Source organism: Mycobacterium sp. ENV421 (assembly GCF_002887815.1).
Classification (GTDB): Bacteria; Actinomycetota; Actinomycetes; order Mycobacteriales; family Mycobacteriaceae; genus Mycobacterium.
On record NZ_PDHO01000001.1, the window covers coordinates 173,001 to 192,802 of the forward strand.

Here is a 19,802-nt window from a genome sequence, read left to right on the forward strand (position 1 = left end):
CTCAGTGCTCCTCTCGTGCCCAGCGAGTCAACGGTGCGCTCGCCGTGTCGATGAGGGAATCGCATGCCGCGCCGATGACACCCAGCACGATCAGGCAGAAGATCAACCGGTCGGCCTGCGAGAAGAGCTGCGCCTGGTAAATGCGGTAGCCGATACCCGCAGTGGTCCCGGTCATCTCGGCGACGACGATGAGTACGAATGCCATCGCCGCTCCCACTCTCAGGCCGGACACGATGTCGGGGGTCGCCTCGGGGAGGACGACTTTGCGTAAGGTCTGCCACCGGCCGGCACCCAGACAGCGTGCGGCTTTCAGATAGTCGGTCGGCGTCCCGGCCAGCCCCCCGTGGCTGTTGATCCAGACCGGGACGAAGACGCCGAGCGCGATCACCAGAGTCTTGCTGTTCTCCCCGAGCCCGAACCACAGAATGGCAAGCGGGACCAGGCCGATGGTCGGGATGGGCGCGAATATCCGCAACACGGGTTGCAGTGCCCGGCGTCCGACCGTGGTGGTGGCGGTGACGACCGCCACCACGATTCCCGCCGTCGCGCCCAGGAGGAATCCCGTGGCGGCCCTGCTCAGACTGGCGGTGATGTCCGCGGCGAGCAGCCCGTCGGTCCACAGGCCGTGTCCGGCTGCCAAAATCTCTGCCACACTTGGGAAAAGCTGACGAGGAAAGCGGCCGCTGGCCACCACGAGCGACCAGACAGCTGACGCGAGGACCAAGCCGGTCAGCATCCACCCGAGTGCCTTGAAGCGGTTCAGCACCCGTCTGGACAGAGTCGAACGGTGGGCCTGATGGCGGGTTCCCGGCGTCTGCGCAGCCGAGGTGGACGCGATGTGCAGTACGCCGATATCGGTGCTCATCGGCGTAGGTCGACTTTCCGTGGCGCGGTTCGCGGGGTTCCCGCGGGGGTCCAGCCGAAGGGAACAGCCTGCGATCGGTAGATCAGGGCGGTGCGGCTGAGCCGGTCGATGTCAGCCACTCGGGGCTGTTTCACTTCAGGCTCGCCCGCGACACCGTAGCCCTGATAGGGGCTGTGGTATTCCCAGACCACGTCACCGCCCGGGCTGACCTGGAAGAGCCGCCCCTGCATGCCTTCGGTGATCAGTGTGTTGCCGTTGGGAAGTCGTTGCGCGTTGCTGACGAAGGAACTGAAGAACGTCCATGGTGGCAACCCGGAGTCCTCAGCGGTGTATTGCCACACGATTTCTTTTGTCGTAGGGCATATTTCGAGTACCCGCGAGCCGGCGTAAATGCCGATCGGTGCGGGTGGGTAGCCGGCGCCGCCCTGGTTGTCGAACACCAGGATGTTCCCGGCGCCGGGCAGATCCGCCGCGATCATGTGGGGGTTGTGCTGGCCGGCGGTCTGGTCGAGCGGGCGAGGCACCTTGTGCACGCTGATCCGTTGATGCTGTGCGCCGGCCTCGGCAGCGTAATAGGGACCGATTCGCCAGGCGATGTTCGCTGTCGACTTGTCGATGAGTGCGACGATATTTGCTTTGCGGAAACTGACAAGGATGTTGTCGGGGTGGAAGGTCGGGTCGGAGTGCTCGGAGTACCAATGGTTTTGGCCCAGTGATTTCGCGCTGTTCATCTCCAGATAGCCCCACGGGTCTTCGGGGTCGCGGGCAACGGTCTCACGCAGTGCGCGCCAGCCGGCCTCGGAGAACCCGAACTCGTCGAGGTGATCGCCGGCCAGCCATTGCCAGACGATGTGGCCATCCGGCGTGACCTCGTAGAGCCCCTGGTCGCCCACGATCAGGTCGCCGAACGCCGGTACCCGCCGGGGCACCGTCACCAGAATCAGTCGGTTGCCGTTGGGGAGCAGTTCCCAGTCGTGGTTCTGCCGCGCCGCGCCGCCGGGCGCCTCGGCGCCCCATTCCCAGATGCGTTCGCCATCCCAGTCGAGCTGACCGATGGTGCCGTTGGCGTAGATGCCGCCCCGACCGTCTCCGCTGTCGGCGAGCTGGACGATGACGTCACCGACTCGCCCTGCGTTGAGTGCCGGATCGAGAATCCGGGCCGGGACACCGGCATAGGGCCATTCGTGAATGACGTCACCGTTGAGGTCGATCAACCGGGTGACCGAGTCGGCGCCGGTGAACAGGATGTAACTGTCGTAGGCGAGTTCAGGGTCGAGGTAGGTGACTCCCGCGAGTCGTACGAATGCCATGTCAACCACTCCACCAAGAGCTTGTTACGACCACGAGTCCTCCCAGTAAATCTTCTAATCGATTAGCGTAAGCTCGGCGCCGGCCGGGCGGAACTGTCACAATCGGTGTGATTTCAATGCTTGGCGGCGGCGTCGCGGACTACCGAAGGGGGCCCACTTGAGCGGTAAGCGGCCGACGTTGGCTGACGTGGCGAGCCGGGCCGGCACGTCGACGGCTGTCGTGAGCTACGTGCTGAACAACGGACCGCGGCCAGTCTCAGAGACCCTGCGCGCCAAGGTGATCAGCGCCATCGATGAGCTGAACTACCGCCCGGACCTGCGTGCGCGTGCACTTCGACGACCGCGGCGCTGGCGCCAGATCGGGCTGCTGGTACCGGATCTCATGCTTCCGCTCTTCGGGGAGTTCGTCGGCCGGATCGAAGTGGAAGCGCGCGCTCGCGACCACCTCACCATGATCGGTAACACCGGCTACGACCCGGAGCGTGAGCTCGAGTTCGCGACGGCCTTCGCGGAGGTGGGGATCGACGGGCTGGTGGTGATTGGTGCCGCCAACCCGCAGCAGACCGCCAAGCTGTGTGTGCAGGAGCGGATCCCGGTGGTGTGGATGCACAGCGTCCGCGGTGAGGTGGCGGCCGAGATCGTGGGCATAGACCATGTTCAGGCCGGCGAACTTGTCGCGCGCCACCTACGCGACGTGCACGGCTGTTCTGAGATGGTATTCGTCGGCGGCTGGACCGCCGCCGATGTCGGACACGGCGACCGCGAGACGGTCCATCAACGGTACGTCGGCGTCGCAGCCGTCGCAGGCGGCGGCGTCCGGGCGGTCCGCACCGATCTGACCCCCGCCGGTGCCTACGCCGCGGTCAGTCACTGCCTTCATGGCGCGGCGGACCCACCACATGCCTTTGTCGTCGGGACCTTCGGGCAGACGGCGGCGACGATTCGGGCGGTGATTGACGCCGGGTATGCGATTCCTGGTGACATCCGGGTGGTCGGGTTCGACGGCAGCGACAACGACTACGGTGTATTCCAGCTGACTGCCGCACAACAGCCGGTCGATGCGATCGCCCACCGCGCCCTTGCCGAATTGTTGGGAGATGTCGGGCCGGATCTCGGCGTCCTGGAACCGACGCTACGGGTCGGCAACACATGCGGATGCTGAGTCGGTCCGCCCCGGAACTGCCGAAGCGCCCGACGGTCACGCTGAGCGATCAGCGCAACCGGATCGTGAAAACCGAAACCGCCGGCCGCCCCGGCGTCGCGGTGTCGTAGCCGCCCCTGCCGAGCGCATTGGTGGGCGCGGCCATCGGCTCAAGTCCCACGACATCGTCGTTGCCCGGCGCGAAAATCTGCGCGGCCGGGAACCCCTGGGCGAAAAGCACTTCGATGCGGCGGTCACCGCCGGTGAGTGCGAACACCCCACCTGCCGGCACCCCGTCGAACCCGTCGTCGAATGTCTTGTCGCCCAGCTTCTCCGAGTAGGCGGGCCAGTCCACTCGTTCGCCGGTAGGGAGACCGCGGTTGTCCACGAGTAGATGCTCGAGGGGCGGCGTCTCCAACGTCCACTCTGATCGGGGAACCCCGGGAACCGTCAGGTAGGGGTGGAAGCCGTAACACAGCGGCACGGCCGCCGACGTGGTGGCTGTGACGGTGGTTTGCACCGTCAGCGCTCGATCGGCCAACGTGATGTCGAGGGTGACCACATGTGGGAACGGGAAGCTGGCCAGCAGGGCCGGCCGGCTTCCGTAGTCCAGATCGGCGATCAGCCGGTTCTTGGACTGCTCGGTGACCTGCCACCCGGGATATGCCGCGAGCACGCCATGGATCGGCAGGCCGTTCGGGTCGGTGCGCACACCGCCGACCCCGGGGGTCAACGTCACTGCGCCGCCGTCGAGCCCATAGCCGTTGGCGCTCAACCGATTAGCCCACGGATACAGGATCGGGATGCCGAGCGTCTTCCCGTCGCTCAGATAGGCCTGCAGGCCGCGGCGCTGACCTAGTAATTCCACGCCATCGTCGGACAGCGACGTGCAGATCATGCCCGCCGACGGGACATACGTCGCCGTCAGCGGCGAGGACGGATCATGCAGAACGACGGACGGCAGCTCGGCCACCGTCGAAGTCTAGCGGTGGGCGCCGATGTAGCTGGTCAAGTCGTCGATCGTGCGCAGTGAGGCGTACTCCGACTCCGGGATGTCGACCTCGAAGCGCTTGTGCAACCGAACCAGGAAGTTCAGCCAGTCCATCGAATCCAGGTCGACCTGGTCACGCAGGAGCTCGGCGTCGGACAGGTCGCCCTCTTCGATCTCCGGCGCGATGGCTAGCAGTTCCTGCACAACCTGGTCGCGGATCTCGGTATCGCTCACGTCGAGCACCTCCTACAGCTCCTGGGGCTGCTGCAGCAACCGGTTGATCTCGGCAAGGAACAACGCGCCGCGATGACCGTCGCTGGCGCGATGGTCGGCGGCCAGGCTGGCGTGCACCGTTGTCGCAACCCGGATTCCGCCGTCGACCACGACCACGCGCTGGGCGGGCCTGCCGAACCCGACCAGCGCGACCTGCGGCGGGTAGATCACGCCGAAGACGGAGTCGACGCCCTTGTCGCCCAGGTTTGTGACGGTGATGGTCGGATCGGACATCTCCGAACTGCGCAGCGAGCCGGCCCGAGCGCGGGCCACCAGATCCGTCAGGTCGCTCATCAGCTCGTCGAGCTTCTTCTCGTTGACGTCGTGGATCGCCGGCGCCACCAGCCCGCCGCCGCGCAGCGAAATCGCCACGCCCACATGCACACCCGCGGCCGGCTGGTAGCCGTCGTCATGCCAGAAGCCGTTGAACTCGGTGAACCGCTGCGCGGCCAGCGCCACGGCTTTGAGCTGCAGCACCGCGAGCAGCAGCCGCTCGGTGATCGGCCGGTTCACGTTCTGCTCGGTCAGCCACCCCAGCGCGGTATCAAGGATCACCTCGTCGGCCAGGTAGTAGTGCGGGATCTCCCGCTTGGAGCGGCCCATCGCCGCGGCGATCGACGCGCGCATGGCGGCGCCGCGCTGCTTGGCCTTCTCCGCCGCCGACTTCGGTTCGGAACTCGCGACCGGGGCGGCCGGCTTGGGCTCGGCGTGATGCTGTGCGGCAGCGGCATGCTCGACATCGATGAGCGTGATCGCCCCCTGTGGGCCGGTTCCGGTCACAGCGCCCAGGTCGACGCCCAGTGACGCCGCCGTACGCCGTGCGACCGGGGACACCCACAGTCGGTGGCCGACGGGCGCGGCCAGGGTCGGTCGCTGTGCAACCGGGGTCTCGGGGTGGGGTGCCGCAACCGGTGCCGCGGCCGGGGCCGCCATGTGCGGTCGCGGCGTCTCACCTGATTCGGCCAGGGTGGCCAGCGGTGTGCCCACGGCCACTGTCTGCCCCACGGGGACAAGTAACTCGGCGACCACACCCTCATGCCAGCATTCGATTTCCACTGCGGCTTTGGTGGTTTCGACGACCGCGACGATCTGTCCGCGGGTGATCGTGTCGCCGGGCTTGACCAGCCACTCGTCGAGGGTGCCCTCGTCCATGTCCGCACCGAGGGCCGGCATCGTGAACTCGATCATCCGGCGGTACCTTTCCCCGGGTCGCTTCGCTCCTGCCCGCCGGTACCTTTCCCCGGGTCGCTTCGCTCCTGCCCGCCGGTACCTTTCCCCGGGTCGCTTCGCTCCTGCCCGGCGGTACCTTTCCCCGGGTCGCTTCGCTCCTGCCCGCCGGTACCTTTCCCCGGGTCGCTTCGCTCCTGCCCGCCGGTACCTTTCCCCGGGTCGCTTCGCTCCTGCCCGCCGGTACCCTCTCCGAACAGCCCCCGCACCGCGGCCACGATCTTGTCCGGCTGCGGCAGTGCCGCCTGTTCGAGGTGCTTGGCGTAGGGGATAGGCACCTCGACGCTGCACACCCGGGCGATGGGAGCATCCAGGTCGTAGAACGCCCCCTCGACGATCCGCGCGCTGATCTCCCCGGCCAGACTGCCGGTGCGCCACATCTCGTCGACGATGACCGCGCGGTGCGTCTTGCGCACCGACTCCATAATGGTGTCGTCATCGAGGGGGCGCAGCACGCGCAGATCGATCACCTCGCAGTCGATACCGACCAGAGCCAGTTGGTCGGCGGCGTCGAGTGCCTTGGGCACGCAGCCGCCGTAGGCGATGATCGTGACGTCAGTTCCGCCGCGCCGAACTGCGGCCCGGTTGATGTCGGTCGGCACCAGGGCGTCGACGTCGACGGCAGTGTTGTAGAGCTGCACATGCTCGAACACGATCACCGGGTCCGGATCTTCCAACGCGGTGAGCAGCATCCCGTACGCGTCGGCCACCGTCGCCGGGGCCACCACTGTGATCCCCGGGATGTGGGCGTACCACCCCTCCAGGCTGTGCGAGTGCTGGGCGGCGAGCTGTCGGCCGGCGCCGGTCGCCATCCGGACGACCAGCGGGACCGAGAATTGCCCACCGGACATATGTCGAAGTGCCGCAGCAGTATTCACGATCTGGTCGAGCGCCAGCAGACTGAAGTTCACGGTCATCACTTCGACAATCGGACGCAGACCGTTGATCGCGGCCCCGATGCCGATGCCGACGAATCCCAGCTCGGACAGCGGGGTGTCACGGATCCGCTCGGGGCCGAACTCCTCGAGAAGTCCCTTCGACGCCGCATAGGTACCGCCGTAGCGTCCGACGTCCTCGCCCAGCAGAACCACCCGCGGGTCGTTGCGCATTGTTTCGCGAATCGCGTCGTGGACGGCATTGCGGTAGGTGGTCTTCATGACAGTGCCTCCGCCGGGGTCATCAGATCTCGGGTGAGTTCCTCGACGCTCTCCAATGTTCCGGCCTCGGCGTAAGCCACCGCGTCGTCGACCTCGGTGGCGGCGCGCTGCTCCATCGCCGCGACGTCGTCGGCGCTCAGAGTGCCGTCGGCGAGGCACTTCTCGGTGAACAGGCGGATCGGATCGCGTTCACGCCAGTGCTCCACTTCGGTCTTCTCCCGGTACAACTCGGGGTCGAACATCGAATGCGGGCGGAACCGGTAGGTGCGGAATTCGAGAAAGAACGGGCCGCCCTCGGTGCGGATGTGCTCGACGGCGGCGGCCGTGGCGGCATGGCAGGCCAGCACGTCCATGCCGTCCGCCGATGCGGTGGGTACCCGGTAGGCCGCGGCGTTGGCGGTGACGTCGGTCTGGGAGAGCTCGCGGTCGATCGCGGTGCCCATGGCGTAGCGATTGTTCTCGCAGAGGTAGAGCACCGGCAACTGCCACAGCTCGGCCATGTTCAGGGACTCGTGGAAGGCGCCCTCGGCGATGGCGCCCTCGCCGAAATAGCATGCGGTGACGCGATTCTGCTTGAGTTGCGCGTCGGCAAAGGCAAGACCGGTGGCCAGCGGCAGACCACCCGCCACGATCGCGTTGCCGCCGTAGAACCGGCGCGAGGCGTCGAACAGGTGCATCGACCCGCCGCGTCCGCGCGAGCAGCCCTCCTGCTTGCCGAACATCTCGGCCATGATCGCGGTGAGCGGGATCCCGCGGAGCAGGGCGTGGGCATGGTCCCGGTAGGTGGCGACCACAGCATCGTCGGGTCCCAGCGCGCGCAGTGAGCCCGCGGCCACCGCTTCCTCGCCCACGTAGAGGTGCAGGAAGCCGCGAATCTTTGCCGCACTGTACATCTCGGCGCATTTCTCTTCCATGCGCCGCACCCGGATCATGTCCGAGAGCAGCCCGCGCGCCAGGTCTTGATCGGTCATGCGGTCACCTCGCTGCCGTGCTGGACGGCGGCGGTCTCCACCGTCGAGGTGTCACCTTCGGGCAGTCCCAGCTCGCGGGCCTTGAGCAGCCGGCGCATGATCTTGCCGGAGCGGGTGTGGGGCAACGCGTCCACGAAGTCGATCTCCTTGGGTGCCACCGCGGCCCCCAACCGCTTTCGCGCATGGCCCATCAGATCGCGACGCAACTCGTCGCTCTCGGCATACCCCGTCTTGAGTGTGACGAACGCCTTGACCAGTTCGCCGTAGGTGGGGTCGGGCTTGCCGATCACCGCCGCCTCGGCGACCGCGGGATGATCGGTCAGCACGTTCTCGACCTCGAACGGTCCGATCAGATGCCCCGACGACTTGATGACGTCGTCGGCCCGCCCGACGAACCACAGATAGCCGTCGGCGTCCCGCTTGACCAGATCGCCCGACAGGTACAGGTCACCGGCAAAACTGTTGCGGTAGCGCTCGTCTTGATTGAGGTATGCGCGGAACATCGACGGCCAGCCGACGCGCAACGCCAACTCGCCCTCGACGTCCGGCTCGTCGATGACGGTGACCGCGCCGGAATCGTCGCGGTGCACCACACAGGCGTCGACCCCGGGCAGTGGGCGGCCCATCGACCCGGGCTTGATGTCGAAGGCCGGGGTGTTGGCCACCATGATGCCGCCGGTCTCGGTCTGCCACCAGTTGTCGTGAATCGGCAAGCCCAGCACCCGTTTGCCCCACCACACCGCTTCGGCGTTGAGCGGCTCACCCACACTGGCGATGAACCTCAGGTGCGGAAAGTGGTACTGCGCAGGCAGTTCCGGGCCGGCCTTGATGAGCATCCGGATGGCGGTCGGGGCGGTGTACCACACCGTCACCTGCTCGTCTTGCAGGATGCGATACCACCGTTGTGCATCGAACTCGGCCTCGTCGATGATCGAGGTGACGCCGTGCAGCAGCGGGGCGATGATCCCGTATGAGGTGCCGGTCACCCAGCCGGGATCGGCTGTGCACCAATAGATGTCGCCCGCGTGGAGATCGAGGGCGTAGCGGCCGGTGATGTAGTGCATGGCGACTGCGCCGTGGACGTGCTGGGCGCCCTTGGGTGTGCCGGTGGTGCCGCTGGTGAAGTGCAGCAGCGACGGATCGTCGGCGGTGGTGTGTTCGATGGGTGCGTCGTCGCCGACGGCGGCCATCAGCCGATGGAAGTTCTCGGTGCCCTCGATGTCGTCACCGACCACCAGGACATGTTTGACCGACGTCAGCTCCCCACGAATCTTGGCGATCTTGCGCTTGTAGATCGCCGCCGTGGTGACCAGCACGTCGGCTGATCCGATGTTGACGCGGGTGGCGATCGGTTCGGGGCCGAACGCGGAGAACAGCGGTGAGACCACACTGCCGTTGCGCAGCGCACCGAGCATGGTGGTGTAGAGCTCGGGGACGCGGCCCATGATGACGAAGACGCGGTCACCCTTGCCGATTCCCAAGCCGCGCAGCACGTTGGTGAACCGACGCGACAACCGGCCCAACTCGGCGTAACTGATGTCGTGGGTGGTCAGCTCGGGGGAGTCGGGGATGTCGGCGATGAACCGCAACGCGGTCCGGTCGGCATCCGAACCTTCGGCGTGCCGGTCGACAGCGGCGTAGGCGATATTGCAGCCGCCCTGGCCCATCGCGGCGCACAGGTCGGGCACATCCGACCATCGGAACGAGGCGCGGGTCTGCGCGTAGTCGACGAGGTTGGGGGTGACCTTGAGGTCGCCGTCGCCTTTGTGGATGACGTCCATGGTGTCCCTCACACGTGCGGCGGGGCCAGGACGCCCTTGCGGCGCGCCTGCCCCAGGTTGGCCATCACCCTGTCGCGCAACGTCGCGTAGGCGGCGCCGCTGTTGAGGATGTCGTGGCGGTCCTGATGGCGGAGGTAGGCGTCGAGCCGCCGTTCCAGCGACCAGTCCCAGTAGATGCGTCCGGTGTATGGCGAGCAGAGGAATTCCCAAGCAACGGCGTCGAGTTCAGTCTCGTCGGCCAAACCAGAAGTCATCTCCACCCCTCACTTACCACCCCCACAAACGATGGTGGTCGAGGCTGATGCGAGCTGGAAGGGACGAAAGTCCCCGAACTCGGGGCTAACGGGCTGCGACCGGCTGGGTCAGTGCAGCGGGTCGTGCTGGATGCGCTCCGGCGGTGCGCCCTTGGTGAGCAGAGCGTCGCGGGTGGCGCGCACCATCGCGGGACCTCCGCAGATCAGGATCTGGCGATCGCCCCAGCCGCCGTATTTGGTCACCACTTCGGGAAGTCCCCCGGTCTGGCGCACATGCAGGCCGCGGGGTGGCTGGACATCGGGATAGTCGGCCGCCCACGGCGGATCGCTGGAGTACTCCGATACCGGCGATACCGACAGCCACGGGTTGGAGCCGGCGATCTCCCACAAGGTCCGCAGGTCGTAGAGCTCGCACGGATAGCGGGCGCCGAAGAACAGATGCACCCGCGGGTTCTCGCCGTATCGGCACAGATCCATGATCAGCGCCCGCAGCGGCGCCAGGCCGGTGCTGCCTGCCACCATCAGGACGTCGCCGCCGTCGCGGTCCACCTCCATCGCGCCGTGCGGGCTGGACAGCCGCCAGCGATCGCCGGGGCGGGTCTCGGCCACGATCGAATTGCTGACCATGCCGCCGAGCACCGAGCGCACGTGGAACTCGATGAACCCGTCCGGGTCCGGTGGCATGGCGGGTGACAGGAAGCGCCAGCGGCGCGGGCACTGAGGAACATGGACGTTGACGTACTGCCCCGGGTGGTAGGGCATCGGCCGGTCCAGGTGCAGGCGGACGACTGCGAGGTCGCGTGATACCCGGTGGTGTTCGAGGACGGTGCCGTCCCACCACGCAGGCCCATTCTCGGCGTCGGCCGCGCCGCCCATGATTCCGGTGATCAGGTTGACGGCCTGGATTGCGGCGTCGTCGACGGCCGGGGTCCAGCGATCACTGAGGTGGCTGCGCATCTCGGAGTACCACGCCTGCCGCATACTGTCGTAATGTCGTTGTGTGACACCGTATTTGCGGTGATCACGGCCGAGCTGGGCGAGGAAAGCCACCGGGGCCTGGGCGCGCTGGGCGACGAATTCGCCGAACACCCAGTGCATCGCCTGACCGAACGCCGCCCGCTGCGGCGCCAGCTCGGGGGGGAACAAATCCCGCACTTCAGAGTCCAGGGCGAACCATCGGGTGTAGAACCGGTTCAGCAGCTGCTGGGATGCCGACTGGGGAGCCGCGGCGTCTTCGAACGCAGCCTGCAGCGCCGCGAGCGCATCACGATCCTCCAGACCCACGGCCGCGAGTGTAGGCCCGCGAACTACAGGCCGTGAACGCCCTTGTACAACACCATGGCACCGATGACGACCAGGATCACGGCGACCAGAGTCGCGTGCTGGGCCTCCATCCAGTTCTTGAGCTTGGTCAGCGGCTCGTCCAGCCGCTCACCGGCAACCAGATAGGCCAGCACCGGCAACGCCACCGAGGACGCCGCGACGGCGGTGAACACGGCGTCGGCCGTCCACGCCCCGGTGGTCCCCAGCCCCGCCGAGCCGATCGCCAAACCTGCTGCGGCACACATGAACAGGACCTTCGGGTTGACCACCACCAGCACCACCGCGGTCACGAAGGCGCGGGGCGGACCGATGCTGGTCATCGATGTCAGCCACTTGGGGGTGTGCTCCGTGCGCTTGCGGGTGAACCAGCGGTAGAGCCCGAACGCGACGAGCGCCGCCCCGATCACGATGCGGACGTAGGGTGCCCACGTCGGCTGCTTGTTGAGTCCGCCCAGAGCGTTGGACACCAGCACGAACGCCGCGGTCAGGCCGCCGATGCCGAGCACCCAGCCCAGCAGGAACGCCATGCTGGTCGGCCGGGGCGAGGGCGTGTGCAGCATGAGGATGCCCGGGATGATCGTCAGCGGGGACAGTGTGATGACGAGCGCCAGGGGGATCAGTTCGGTCAGCTCCGAACCGAGGCCGGTCGTCACAGATGCCTCCTGGGGCGTAGACGGGCAACGCTCGATCACGGCTGACCGTACTATCTCTGCCCGTGGGCATGGATGCCGACGAAGAAAAGGGTGATGGCGGCCACGACGGCCAGCAGAACACTCTGGTCTACGTCTCCGGGGTGGCAGCGTTGGTGCTGCTCGCGATCCTGGTGTACGCGGTACTGGACACCTCGGAGAGCTCGCAGCGGCGCGACGGGCCGGTGACCTATGCGCCGGCGATCAGCACCACCACGTCCTCGAGCAAGAAGACGTCCACCACGTCGCGCACCACGTCGACGCGGATCTCCACCACCGATCTGAACCCGGGCTCCCCATCGTCGACCTCGACGTCGCCGTCGGACACCTCGAGCGAAGTGGTCATCCCGTCGGAGACCGAGTACACCACTCCCACCACGACGGTCACGTTGACCAACCCGTACGCCACGACCTCGGTGCCGAACGCCGGGCGGACCTAGCCCATGAGCACGGCGACCGTCGTCACGATCTTCCACCCCGCGAACGACCCCGCCGACTTCATCGAGTGGGCCGACACGATGCGCACCACCGCATCGGAGTCGACCGATTTCCGGGTCTCCGTGCTGGCTGATCCGCACCTGGACTGGGGACTCGCCGTCACCTTCGCCAACGCGCGGGCGCTGCACCATTGGCTGGACAGCTCGGCCCGCCAACGGTCGCTGAACGATGGCAGGAGGCGCGGAATTCTTCGTGCCACAGCCGATATCGTGATCGTCGAGGACAGCGGGGTGCCGCCCGGCGTCGGCTTCTTTCGGCACATGGTGGCGGCGGACCGCGCCGCCGACTTCGTGGCGGCCGAGGCTCAGCTGGCGGAGGTGAGCGCCCGGTTCAGCGGGTTCGAAGGATGTTGCACCTTCGCCCCGGACACCGGCGGCGATTCGTTCGCGGTGCTGCGGTTCCGTACCGAACACCAACTCGTGACGTGGCTGGAGTCGCCGGAACGCCGCGCCGCGCTGGGGCCGCTGCGGTTGAGCCTGACCCGAGAATTCTCCCTGGTGTCCTCGATCACGACCTTCGGCAGCACGGTGCGGACCGAGAACGGCCACACCGCGGTCACTCCGAGATGGAAGACCGCGATGCTGATCCTGCTGGTGCTCTACCCGACGGTGATGCTGCTGTCGCGGTTCATGGGCCCGGTCCTCGACGGCGCCGGTGCCCCGCCGTGGTTGGCGATGTGGCTCAGTCAGGTGGTCAGCGTGGCTGTCCTGCAGTGGGCGCTGATGCCGTGGGTCGGGCGGTGGTTCCGGCGTTGGCTCGATCCGATCGACGGGGCGGGGGTCCGCGTCAGCGTGCTCGGCGCGAGCGCGATCGTCGTCGGTTACCTGGTGACGCTGGGTGTGTTCGCGGTCGTTCGGTGGCTGCAGTACTGGGACTTCGCGCGAGGCTAGGTCCGCTTGAGTGTCCAGGCCGGAACCCAGTGCGTCACTGCCTTGCGTTTGGGCCCGTACGAGATGTCGTAGGTGACCAGGCCCCACCAATCGCCCTGCTCGCACAATCCCCAGCAGGACAGCATGCCCCTGACGACCTTGTGCATCTGCAATCCATGCGGGTGGTAGCGGCCGGTCCGGTGCGGTTCGCGGGGAAAGAGCACGGTCAGATCGACGAGCACCGGTTCGGGCGGGGACACCGGCCGGAAGGGCGGCCGCAGCGGCTGACCGTTGTAACCGATCGAGGTCAGCTCACCCACTGTTCGATCATATGTTCGATCCGATCGGTGTCCACCCCCGCCCGTGTGCTCAGGTCAACTGCGCCGACATCTGTCGCAGTTTGCGGTGCACGCCGCCGTAGGGGTCTGCCGACGGGAGGAGCGCCTTCGCGATCTTGGTGACCGCGCTGTAGTTGACGTCGACCACGTTGGCCAACGGGGACAGGCACAGTTGGCTGCACAGCTGGTAGGCGTCCATGGTGCTCAACCCGTACAGCTCTTCCAGCCAGCGCACCATCTCGACCTGGCTGCACCTCCAGGCGTCCTCGAGCGGGCGTGCCGAACCCACCGTCAGCAATGCGTCGTCGTGCTCGAAGCGCGGCCACGCCGGCGCGCCGCCCTTGATGAGGTCGACGACCAGGGTCACGTTCATCGCGCCCTCCAGGGCCGTTCCGCAGGTTTCACCCTCACCTTGGCGATAGTGGCCGTCACCCACCGAGAAGAGCGCGCCCTCGGTGTTCACGCCCAGGTAGACCGTGGTGCCCGCGCGCAGCTCCGGGGTGTCCATGTTCCCGCCGAAGTAGTCCGGGACCAGAGTGGTCCGGACCTCCCGCAGGGCGGGTGCGACGCCGACCGTCCCCATCATCGGTGCCAGCGGGATGTCGAGGGTGAAGTCGCTTTCGTGTGCGGTGAAGGTTGCGGTACCCCGCGCCCGGTCGATCCGGTAGATCCAGGCCAATTCGGGCAGCGGCGCCTGCAGAGTGGCCGTGCGATCGGTGCCGGTGAGGGCGCCGAAGAGCGGGATCGTCGTCGAGGCGGCCCAGTCCCTGGCCGGCTCGATCGACACGAAGTGAAGCGCCAGGGTGTCACCGACCTCCGCCCCGGTGACATAGAACGGGCCGGTCTGCGGGTTGAGCTCCTTGGTGTTCAGCACGCGGCTGGGCTTGTCGGTGCTGGACGTGACCCGCCCGGCGAAGGCGTCCTCGGTCCATAGCCGCATCGCGGTGCCGGGCGAGACCTCCAGGACGGGCTCGGCGCCCCCGAAGGTCCAGACGTATTGATCGCGGGTGGGAGTGAACTCAACGACGTGCATCGACCATCCTGGTGCTGAGGACGCGGGGCAGCAGCGCCGCGAACACGGTGCCCAGTACCAGCCACATGAGCGCCTGGGTGAGCAGTGAATTGATCCGGAAGTCGGCCGGGAAATGATCGGAGACCTCATCGAACCGGGGGACCAGGAGCGCGATGGCGCCGATGCTGACCAGGTAGCCCCAGCCTGCGACTGCGACTGCCGACCACGTGCCCAGACGCGCACTGAGCCGCACGGCGGCTGCGACGGCGATGATCGCCAGCGCCACTGAAGCCAGCAGGATGACCAGATATGCAGTGGTGCGCGCCCCGATGGTGTCTGCCTGGCCGACGCCGGGCGGATTCGCCGGGAAGCACAGGGCCGGAACGAGATTGACCGCGACGAAGCCGATCGCCGCCAAGGCGCTGACCGGCCACCGAAGGTCGGTGTGCATACCGCGCCGGGTCATCTGCATCGACAGTGCCGCGACCGCGACAGAGAACAGTGCGCCCAGCACGACGGCGAACATCACCGTGCCGACACCGGCGCCGACATTCTCTTGCAGGGCGCGGCTGAATATCTCGTGTTCCTCGCCGTGGGCGTGTGCCTCTTCGTGGCCGATGGCCGCATCGATGAGTGGGGAGACCAGAATGCGCGCGAAAACGAATGCGGCGATCCCACCTGACAGTCCGGCTGTCAGGCCGAGGCCGATGATTCTCTGCATGGCGTGACCTTTCAGTGGCAGGGGAAGCCGAGCAGGTGCCGGGCGTCGTGGACAAACTCATGGATGTGGGTGTCGGAGCCGAATACCGACACCGCGCCCTGGTCGAATCCGATGAAATAGAACGCGATCAAGGCCAGCACGGTGGTCACCGTCAGCTGCAGGGCCATGCCTGTGGTGTGGGTGTCGGGCAGCTCGAACGTCGCGCTCGGCCGCGCGGCGGACCGTCGAGTAGTCGAAGACATCATGTCCCTCTCGGTAGTTACTTCCATATTGCAAATATTTCGCTTGCTCTGAATACCCCGCAGGGTTCCGAGCGGTCAACCGGAAGAGCCTGGTCTGGCGGGCCTGAAATCCAGGTTTAACACGAGGCCGGTCGTGCGTAAATCCTGTGTTACGCATGGCGGTACGGATTGCGTAAGGCTGCCGACAGTGCGCATAGTTCCAAATGAAAGTATTATGACCGTGAACTAATGATTGGAGAGCCGGATATGCACGGTCCACACGACCTGGGTGGGCGCGACGGCATCGGCCCCGTCGCCACTGAATTCCTCGAACCGGGGATCCCGGACTGGCGCTACCCCTTCGAAGGCCGGATGCACGCGGTTACCGCCATGGCGATCGCCAAAGGTGCCTTCAACCTTGATGAACAACGCCATGGCATCGAGCTGATGAAGTGGAGTGAGTACCTTGACTCCACCTATTACGCCCACTGGTTGTTCTCGGTGGAAAAGCTGCTCAACGACAAGGGTTACGTCTCCCACGAGGAGATCGACGCACGGATGCAGGAACTGGGCGCTCCATCGATGACGCCGCATCCGCAGAAGCCGGAGAACCTATCGCCGTTCGCCCAGCAGATGATCGACATCCTGTGGAAAGGGACGCCGCATGATCTGCCCGCCGACACCCCGCCACGTTACGGCGTGGGTGACAAGGTGGCGGTGCGCAATCTCAATGAGGTGACCCACAACCGGTTGCCCGGCTATCTGAATCGCACCGTGGGCGTTATTGCCAAGCAGTACGGGGCATTTCATGATCCCGCCGACAGCGCGCACAAGCAGATCGACACTCCCCATCAGCTCTACATGGTCAAGTTCAACTCCGTTGACTTGTGGGGTGACGAGGCGGTCGAGGACTTCAACCTGTACGCCGATCTGTTCGAGAACTACCTCGAACCGGCCTGAGACTAGGAGAAATGAGCGAAATGGATTGGCTGTCTTTGTCTGACGTCGAGGCGCGAGTGAACGCGCTCGAGTCGCTGATGGTCGAAAAGGGCTTGGCCGAACACGAGGCAGTCGATGCTGTCGTCGCCTCGTTCGAGAACGATATGGGCCCGGTCAACGGGGCCAAGGTGGTGGCGCGGGCGTGGACCGAACCCGAGTACCGCGAGTGGTTGCTCCGCGATGCCACCGCCGCGATCGCCGACATGGGTTTCACCGGCCTGCAGACCGAACACATGGTGGCAGTCGAGAACACCGATGAACGACACAACGTGGTGGTGTGCACGCTGTGCTCCTGCTATCCGTGGACACTGCTGGGCATTCCGCCGGCCTGGTTCAAGTACCCGCAATACCGTGCGCGCGTGGTCAAGGACCCGCGCGGGGTACTCGGCGAGTTCGGACTCGAGCTGCCGCCCGAAGTCAAGATCGACGTGTGGGACAGCAGCGCGGAGATCCGCTACCTCGTCATCCCTCAGCGCCCCAAGGGCACCGAGACCATGACGGTTGACGAGCTGATCCCGCTGATCAACCGCGATTCCATGGTGGGCACCGCGCTCGCCTCCGTGCCGGGGGAGTGAACCGATGACCGCGACCCTTGATCTGACCGGGTTCGACGACCTCGGCGGTGCAATCGCGCTGCCTCGTTCCAACGGTGAGCTGGTGTTCGACGCACCTTGGCAGGGAAGGCTTTTCGGGCTCGTCGTGCACCTGTGCAAGTCCGGGGCCTTCGAGTGGGACGAGTTCAAGGTGCACCTGATCGCGGCGATCGGCGACTCCGGGGTCGACGAGACCTGCGACCCGGAGGTCTACTACCGCCAATTCGCCGAGGCGTTCTGCCGGTTGGCAGCACAGAAGCAGTTCTTCGACACCGACCAGTTGGAAACGCGGACCGTCACCGAGGCGCAGCGCCTCGCCCACGCCGATCACGACCACGACCACGACCACGACCACGAGCACTGAGGCAGAGGAGATTTCGCGGATGTCGAAAATTTCTGCGCTGGCCCTGAGCGTGGGAGTGCTCGGGGCGCTGTCGACACTCATGACGGCAACGGTCTGGAAGCTTCCGGTCTGGGTGCTGTTTCTGGCGTGGGCGTCATTCTTCTTCGTGGGGACAGGAGTTCCGGGGCTGGTGAAGTCGGTGGTGTGCAACTGGACCGGTATCGCGATCGCCACGCTCACCCTGCTGTCGGTGCACAACACCTCCAGTGCGGTACTGCTGGCCGTCGCGGTGGGAGTGGGTAGCTTCGCCATGGTGCAGGTCTCGCGGCTGGCCTGGGTGTCGGCTACACCGGCGATCGTGTTCGGTTTCGCGATGACCGTCGGAACCATTGCGGCGACGGGGAATTCCATCACGACCGCCGGTGTGTCCAATCCGGCGCTGATCGCGGCGACGACGGCTCTGGTAGGCGCAAGCTTCGGTATCGCCTCGGAGTGGGGTGCCGCGGCGCTGGGGATGATCTCGCAGGTGACAGTCCCGCGGCGCGTGGCACAGTGAGATACGCTGTCGCGCAGACTAGTTGTCACCGCAGAAGCGATCGAGAGCTGGGAGCGTCGTGCTGACATCGACGAGCAATCTGGACAGCATTGCCGAGGTTTTCGTCCGCGCCGAGCGCCGGTGGACCGATGCGCTGTGCAACGGGTTGCTGGACGCCGACGTCAACACGATCGAGGGTTGGCGGGTGCTCGGCGCGCTGCGCACCGGTGACGGTTTCACGATGAGCGACATCTCGGCGGCGATGTCGATACCCCCGCCGACACTGACCCGCATCGTGGACAAGCTCGTCGACTCTGGATTGGTGCTCCGGCGGGTCGACGCGGCGGATCGCAGGCGGGTATTGGTTCACCTGTCGGCGCGCGGCAAGGCCAAGGTGCGCAAGCTGACCAAGCAGGAAGCTGGGCTCAAGGCCGTGCTGGTCGACGAACTGGGGGAGGACAACGCCGCACAGTTCATCCAGACTCTTGCCCGCGTCGGCGACCTGTTTTCCACCCCGTGAACGGTCGCGCAACGCGCTAGTAACGCGGCAGGCCGACGATGGGTCGAGGGTGCGGTCGAAAGACAGCTGGATGGAGGTCGATGGTGCACCAGACACCGGCGATCAACGTCGCCCTGGTCATCCCGCGCTCGGGATCGGCCGGTATCTACGGTCCGTCGTGTGAAGCCTGTGCCGAGCTCGCCATTGCCGACGTCAACGCGACGGCCGGGGTGTTGGGCCGGCCGGTTCGTCTGGTTCCGGTGGATGGCAGCAGGCCGCCCGCCGTGGTTGCCGCCGACATCGCGCGCCTGGTCGACCGCGGTGCGATCGATGCGGTCACCGGCTGGCACATCTCCCCGGTGCGGCAGGCGATCGCCAAGGTGACCGCCGGACGGGTGCCATACGTGTACGGGCCGCTCTATGAGGGCGGCGAACGCACCGCGGGACTGTTCCTGACCGGGGAGACGCCGTCGCGCCAACTCTTGCCCGCGATGGACTGGATGACGGACCAACACGGCGTCGATCGCTGGATCGTGATCGGAAACGACTACGTCTGGCCCCGGCAGACGGGTGCGGCGGCGGCAGGGCATGCGCGCGCCAAAGGCAAGCCGCTGGCCGGCGAGATCTACGTCCCGCTGGGAACCGAGGACTTCTCGGCCACCCTGCGTCACGTCGAGAGCAGTGGCGTGACCGGGGTGGTCCTGTTGCTCGTCGGACGTGACGGGGTCATGTTCAACCGGCAGTTCGCCGAGGTCGGGCTGGACGCCGCGGTGCCCAGGCTGAGCCCGCACGTCGAAGAGAACATGCTGATGGCCAGTGGCAGTGAGAGCAACCGGGGGTTGTTCGCGGCGGCCGGCTACTTCGAAGCGCTCCACACCACCGCCAGCCTGGAGTTCGCCGCGCACTACTACGCCACCTTCGGCCCGGCCGCGCCTGCGCTCAACAGCATCGGGGAGTCCTGCTACGAGGCGATCACCTTGTTGATCGCGCTGGTGTCGCGGGCTGGTTCCCTGGCGGTGCCCGCCCTGACCGCGGCGGCGGTCGGCCTGACCTACATCAGCCCGCGCGGTGAAGTCACGATGCGCGGCAACCAGATGAGCCAGGACGTGTATGTCGCCGAGGCGATCGACCTCGATTTCGAGATCCGGGCCCGCATCTCCGCGGCCTGAATCAGCCTGGGTCAAGTTGATGT

23 protein-coding genes and 1 pseudogene are annotated in these 19,802 nt (G+C 66.4%); 9 read left to right on the top strand and 15 right to left on the bottom strand.

Annotation, left to right across the window (positions count from 1 at the left end; genetic code table 11):
- Position 1 precedes the first annotated feature (1 nt).
- Positions 2 to 865: an ABC transporter permease gene (locus CRM90_RS00720; protein WP_102805106.1), complete on the bottom strand. Its 864-nt coding sequence runs from the start codon at positions 863 to 865 to the stop codon at positions 2 to 4.
- Positions 862 to 2,175: an aryl-sulfate sulfotransferase gene (locus tag CRM90_RS00725; protein ID WP_102805107.1), complete on the bottom strand. Its 1,314-nt coding sequence runs from the start codon at positions 2,173 to 2,175 to the stop codon at positions 862 to 864. The genes CRM90_RS00720 and CRM90_RS00725 overlap by 4 nt, the downstream gene beginning before the upstream one ends.
- A gap of 157 nt (positions 2,176 to 2,332) precedes the next feature.
- Here CRM90_RS00725 and CRM90_RS00730 point away from each other — a divergent pair, with 157 nt between their 5' ends.
- Positions 2,333 to 3,337: a LacI family DNA-binding transcriptional regulator gene (locus tag CRM90_RS00730; RefSeq protein WP_233209099.1), complete on the top strand. Its 1,005-nt coding sequence runs from the start codon at positions 2,333 to 2,335 to the stop codon at positions 3,335 to 3,337.
- A 49-nt stretch (positions 3,338 to 3,386) separates the two neighbouring features.
- Here CRM90_RS00730 and CRM90_RS00735 read toward each other — a convergent pair whose 3' ends face one another.
- The 9 genes and pseudogenes from CRM90_RS00735 to CRM90_RS00775 form a co-directional block, all read right to left on the bottom strand.
- Positions 3,387 to 4,289: an aldose 1-epimerase gene (locus CRM90_RS00735; RefSeq protein WP_102805109.1), complete on the bottom strand. Its 903-nt coding sequence runs from the start codon at positions 4,287 to 4,289 to the stop codon at positions 3,387 to 3,389.
- A gap of 9 nt (positions 4,290 to 4,298) precedes the next feature.
- A complete protein-coding gene (locus tag CRM90_RS00740; RefSeq protein WP_102805363.1) occupies positions 4,299 to 4,541 on the bottom strand; it encodes an acyl carrier protein in 243 nt (80 codons plus the stop codon).
- Between the two features lie 12 nt (positions 4,542 to 4,553).
- Positions 4,554 to 5,768 carry a dihydrolipoamide acetyltransferase family protein gene (locus tag CRM90_RS00745; protein ID WP_102805110.1) on the bottom strand — a complete coding sequence of 405 codons (1,215 nt, stop codon included), beginning with the start codon at positions 5,766 to 5,768 and terminating at the stop codon, positions 4,554 to 4,556.
- A gap of 227 nt (positions 5,769 to 5,995) precedes the next feature.
- Positions 5,996 to 6,964: pseudogene (locus CRM90_RS00750) on the bottom strand (alpha-ketoacid dehydrogenase subunit beta); the annotation flags it as partial.
- Positions 6,961 to 7,935 (bottom strand): pyruvate dehydrogenase (acetyl-transferring) E1 component subunit alpha, encoded by a 975-nt coding sequence (gene pdhA / locus CRM90_RS00755; RefSeq protein WP_102805111.1) that lies wholly within the window; start codon positions 7,933 to 7,935, stop codon positions 6,961 to 6,963. The pseudogene CRM90_RS00750 and the gene pdhA, both read right to left, overlap by 4 nt.
- Entirely contained in the window at positions 7,932 to 9,716 is a 1,785-nt protein-coding gene (gene acsA, locus CRM90_RS00760; protein WP_102805112.1) for an acetate--CoA ligase, read from the bottom strand. Before acsA ends, pdhA begins: the two co-directional genes overlap by 4 nt.
- Positions 9,717 to 9,724: 8 nt before the next feature.
- Complete coding sequence (locus CRM90_RS00765) at positions 9,725 to 9,970, bottom strand: hypothetical protein (protein ID WP_036346847.1); 246 nt, start codon at positions 9,968 to 9,970, stop codon at positions 9,725 to 9,727.
- A 108-nt stretch (positions 9,971 to 10,078) separates the two neighbouring features.
- Complete coding sequence (locus CRM90_RS00770) at positions 10,079 to 11,254, bottom strand: FAD-binding oxidoreductase (protein ID WP_102805113.1); 1,176 nt, start codon at positions 11,252 to 11,254, stop codon at positions 10,079 to 10,081.
- A 23-nt stretch (positions 11,255 to 11,277) separates the two neighbouring features.
- Positions 11,278 to 11,946 (bottom strand): GAP family protein, encoded by a 669-nt coding sequence (locus CRM90_RS00775; protein ID WP_102805114.1) that lies wholly within the window; start codon positions 11,944 to 11,946, stop codon positions 11,278 to 11,280.
- Between the two features lie 62 nt (positions 11,947 to 12,008).
- Between CRM90_RS00775 and CRM90_RS00780 the strand changes: the two genes are divergently transcribed.
- Both CRM90_RS00780 and CRM90_RS00785 read left to right on the top strand, forming a co-directional pair.
- Positions 12,009 to 12,422 (top strand): hypothetical protein, encoded by a 414-nt coding sequence (locus CRM90_RS00780; RefSeq protein ID WP_142391301.1) that lies wholly within the window; start codon positions 12,009 to 12,011, stop codon positions 12,420 to 12,422.
- A 3-nt stretch (positions 12,423 to 12,425) separates the two neighbouring features.
- On the top strand, positions 12,426 to 13,370 hold the full coding sequence (locus tag CRM90_RS00785; protein WP_102805116.1) for a putative antibiotic biosynthesis monooxygenase: 945 nt from the start codon (positions 12,426 to 12,428) through the stop codon (positions 13,368 to 13,370).
- Here the strand turns inward: CRM90_RS00785 and CRM90_RS00790 are convergent.
- From CRM90_RS00790 to CRM90_RS00805, 4 genes are read right to left on the bottom strand one after another with little or no spacing between them, the layout of a single operon-like run.
- Positions 13,367 to 13,669, bottom strand: a complete 303-nt coding sequence (locus CRM90_RS00790; protein ID WP_102805117.1) for a hypothetical protein — start codon at positions 13,667 to 13,669, stop codon at positions 13,367 to 13,369. The genes CRM90_RS00785 and CRM90_RS00790 overlap by 4 nt on opposite strands.
- 49 nt (positions 13,670 to 13,718) lie before the next feature.
- Positions 13,719 to 14,720: an acetamidase/formamidase family protein gene (locus CRM90_RS00795; protein ID WP_102805118.1), complete on the bottom strand. Its 1,002-nt coding sequence runs from the start codon at positions 14,718 to 14,720 to the stop codon at positions 13,719 to 13,721.
- A complete protein-coding gene (locus CRM90_RS00800; RefSeq protein ID WP_102805119.1) occupies positions 14,707 to 15,420 on the bottom strand; it encodes a CbtA family protein in 714 nt (237 codons plus the stop codon). The genes CRM90_RS00795 and CRM90_RS00800 overlap by 14 nt, the downstream gene beginning before the upstream one ends.
- Positions 15,421 to 15,431: 11 nt before the next feature.
- Positions 15,432 to 15,662 (bottom strand): CbtB domain-containing protein, encoded by a 231-nt coding sequence (locus CRM90_RS00805; protein WP_102805364.1) that lies wholly within the window; start codon positions 15,660 to 15,662, stop codon positions 15,432 to 15,434.
- Between the two features lie 228 nt (positions 15,663 to 15,890).
- On the opposite strand from CRM90_RS00805, the gene nthB reads away from it, so the two are divergent.
- The 6 genes from nthB to CRM90_RS00835 all read left to right on the top strand — a co-directional run bounded on the left by nthB (position 15,891) and on the right by CRM90_RS00835 (position 19,779).
- Complete coding sequence (gene nthB / locus CRM90_RS00810) at positions 15,891 to 16,601, top strand: nitrile hydratase subunit beta (RefSeq protein WP_233209100.1); 711 nt, start codon at positions 15,891 to 15,893, stop codon at positions 16,599 to 16,601.
- A 20-nt stretch (positions 16,602 to 16,621) separates the two neighbouring features.
- The gene (gene nthA, locus CRM90_RS00815) at positions 16,622 to 17,215 is read left to right on the top strand and encodes a nitrile hydratase subunit alpha (protein WP_102805365.1); all 594 of its coding nucleotides are present in this window, start codon (positions 16,622 to 16,624) and stop codon (positions 17,213 to 17,215) included.
- Positions 17,216 to 17,219: 4 nt separating this feature from the next.
- The gene (locus tag CRM90_RS00820) at positions 17,220 to 17,597 is read left to right on the top strand and encodes a nitrile hydratase accessory protein (RefSeq protein WP_102805120.1); all 378 of its coding nucleotides are present in this window, start codon (positions 17,220 to 17,222) and stop codon (positions 17,595 to 17,597) included.
- 19 nt (positions 17,598 to 17,616) lie between these two features.
- Entirely contained in the window at positions 17,617 to 18,132 is a 516-nt protein-coding gene (locus CRM90_RS00825; protein ID WP_102805121.1) for a DUF1097 domain-containing protein, read from the top strand.
- Between the two features lie 58 nt (positions 18,133 to 18,190).
- Positions 18,191 to 18,631, top strand: a complete 441-nt coding sequence (locus CRM90_RS00830) for a MarR family winged helix-turn-helix transcriptional regulator (protein ID WP_233209101.1) — start codon at positions 18,191 to 18,193, stop codon at positions 18,629 to 18,631.
- 80 nt (positions 18,632 to 18,711) lie between these two features.
- Entirely contained in the window at positions 18,712 to 19,779 is a 1,068-nt protein-coding gene (locus tag CRM90_RS00835) for a substrate-binding domain-containing protein (RefSeq protein ID WP_199189725.1), read from the top strand.
- The last annotated feature ends 23 nt before the right edge of the window (positions 19,780 to 19,802 follow it).

Coding starts and splice junctions, on each gene's coding strand:
- CRM90_RS00720 (WP_102805106.1), bottom strand. CDS start 865: ATGAGCACCGATATCGGCGTACTGCACATCGCGTCCACCTCGGCTGCG.
- CRM90_RS00725 (WP_102805107.1), bottom strand. CDS start 2,175: ATGGCATTCGTACGACTCGCGGGAGTCACCTACCTCGACCCTGAACTC.
- CRM90_RS00745 (WP_102805110.1), bottom strand. CDS start 5,768: ATGATCGAGTTCACGATGCCGGCCCTCGGTGCGGACATGGACGAGGGC.
- pdhA (WP_102805111.1), bottom strand. CDS start 7,935: ATGACCGATCAAGACCTGGCGCGCGGGCTGCTCTCGGACATGATCCGG.
- acsA (WP_102805112.1), bottom strand. CDS start 9,716: ATGGACGTCATCCACAAAGGCGACGGCGACCTCAAGGTCACCCCCAAC.
- CRM90_RS00765 (WP_036346847.1), bottom strand. CDS start 9,970: ATGACTTCTGGTTTGGCCGACGAGACTGAACTCGACGCCGTTGCTTGG.
- CRM90_RS00785 (WP_102805116.1), top strand. CDS start 12,426: ATGAGCACGGCGACCGTCGTCACGATCTTCCACCCCGCGAACGACCCC.
- CRM90_RS00795 (WP_102805118.1), bottom strand. CDS start 14,720: ATGCACGTCGTTGAGTTCACTCCCACCCGCGATCAATACGTCTGGACC.
- CRM90_RS00800 (WP_102805119.1), bottom strand. CDS start 15,420: ATGCAGAGAATCATCGGCCTCGGCCTGACAGCCGGACTGTCAGGTGGG.
- CRM90_RS00805 (WP_102805364.1), bottom strand. CDS start 15,662: ATGTCTTCGACTACTCGACGGTCCGCCGCGCGGCCGAGCGCGACGTTC.
- nthB (WP_233209100.1), top strand. CDS start 15,891: ATGATTGGAGAGCCGGATATGCACGGTCCACACGACCTGGGTGGGCGC.
- nthA (WP_102805365.1), top strand. CDS start 16,622: ATGGATTGGCTGTCTTTGTCTGACGTCGAGGCGCGAGTGAACGCGCTC.
- CRM90_RS00820 (WP_102805120.1), top strand. CDS start 17,220: ATGACCGCGACCCTTGATCTGACCGGGTTCGACGACCTCGGCGGTGCA.
- CRM90_RS00825 (WP_102805121.1), top strand. CDS start 17,617: ATGTCGAAAATTTCTGCGCTGGCCCTGAGCGTGGGAGTGCTCGGGGCG.
- CRM90_RS00835 (WP_199189725.1), top strand. CDS start 18,712: ATGGTGCACCAGACACCGGCGATCAACGTCGCCCTGGTCATCCCGCGC.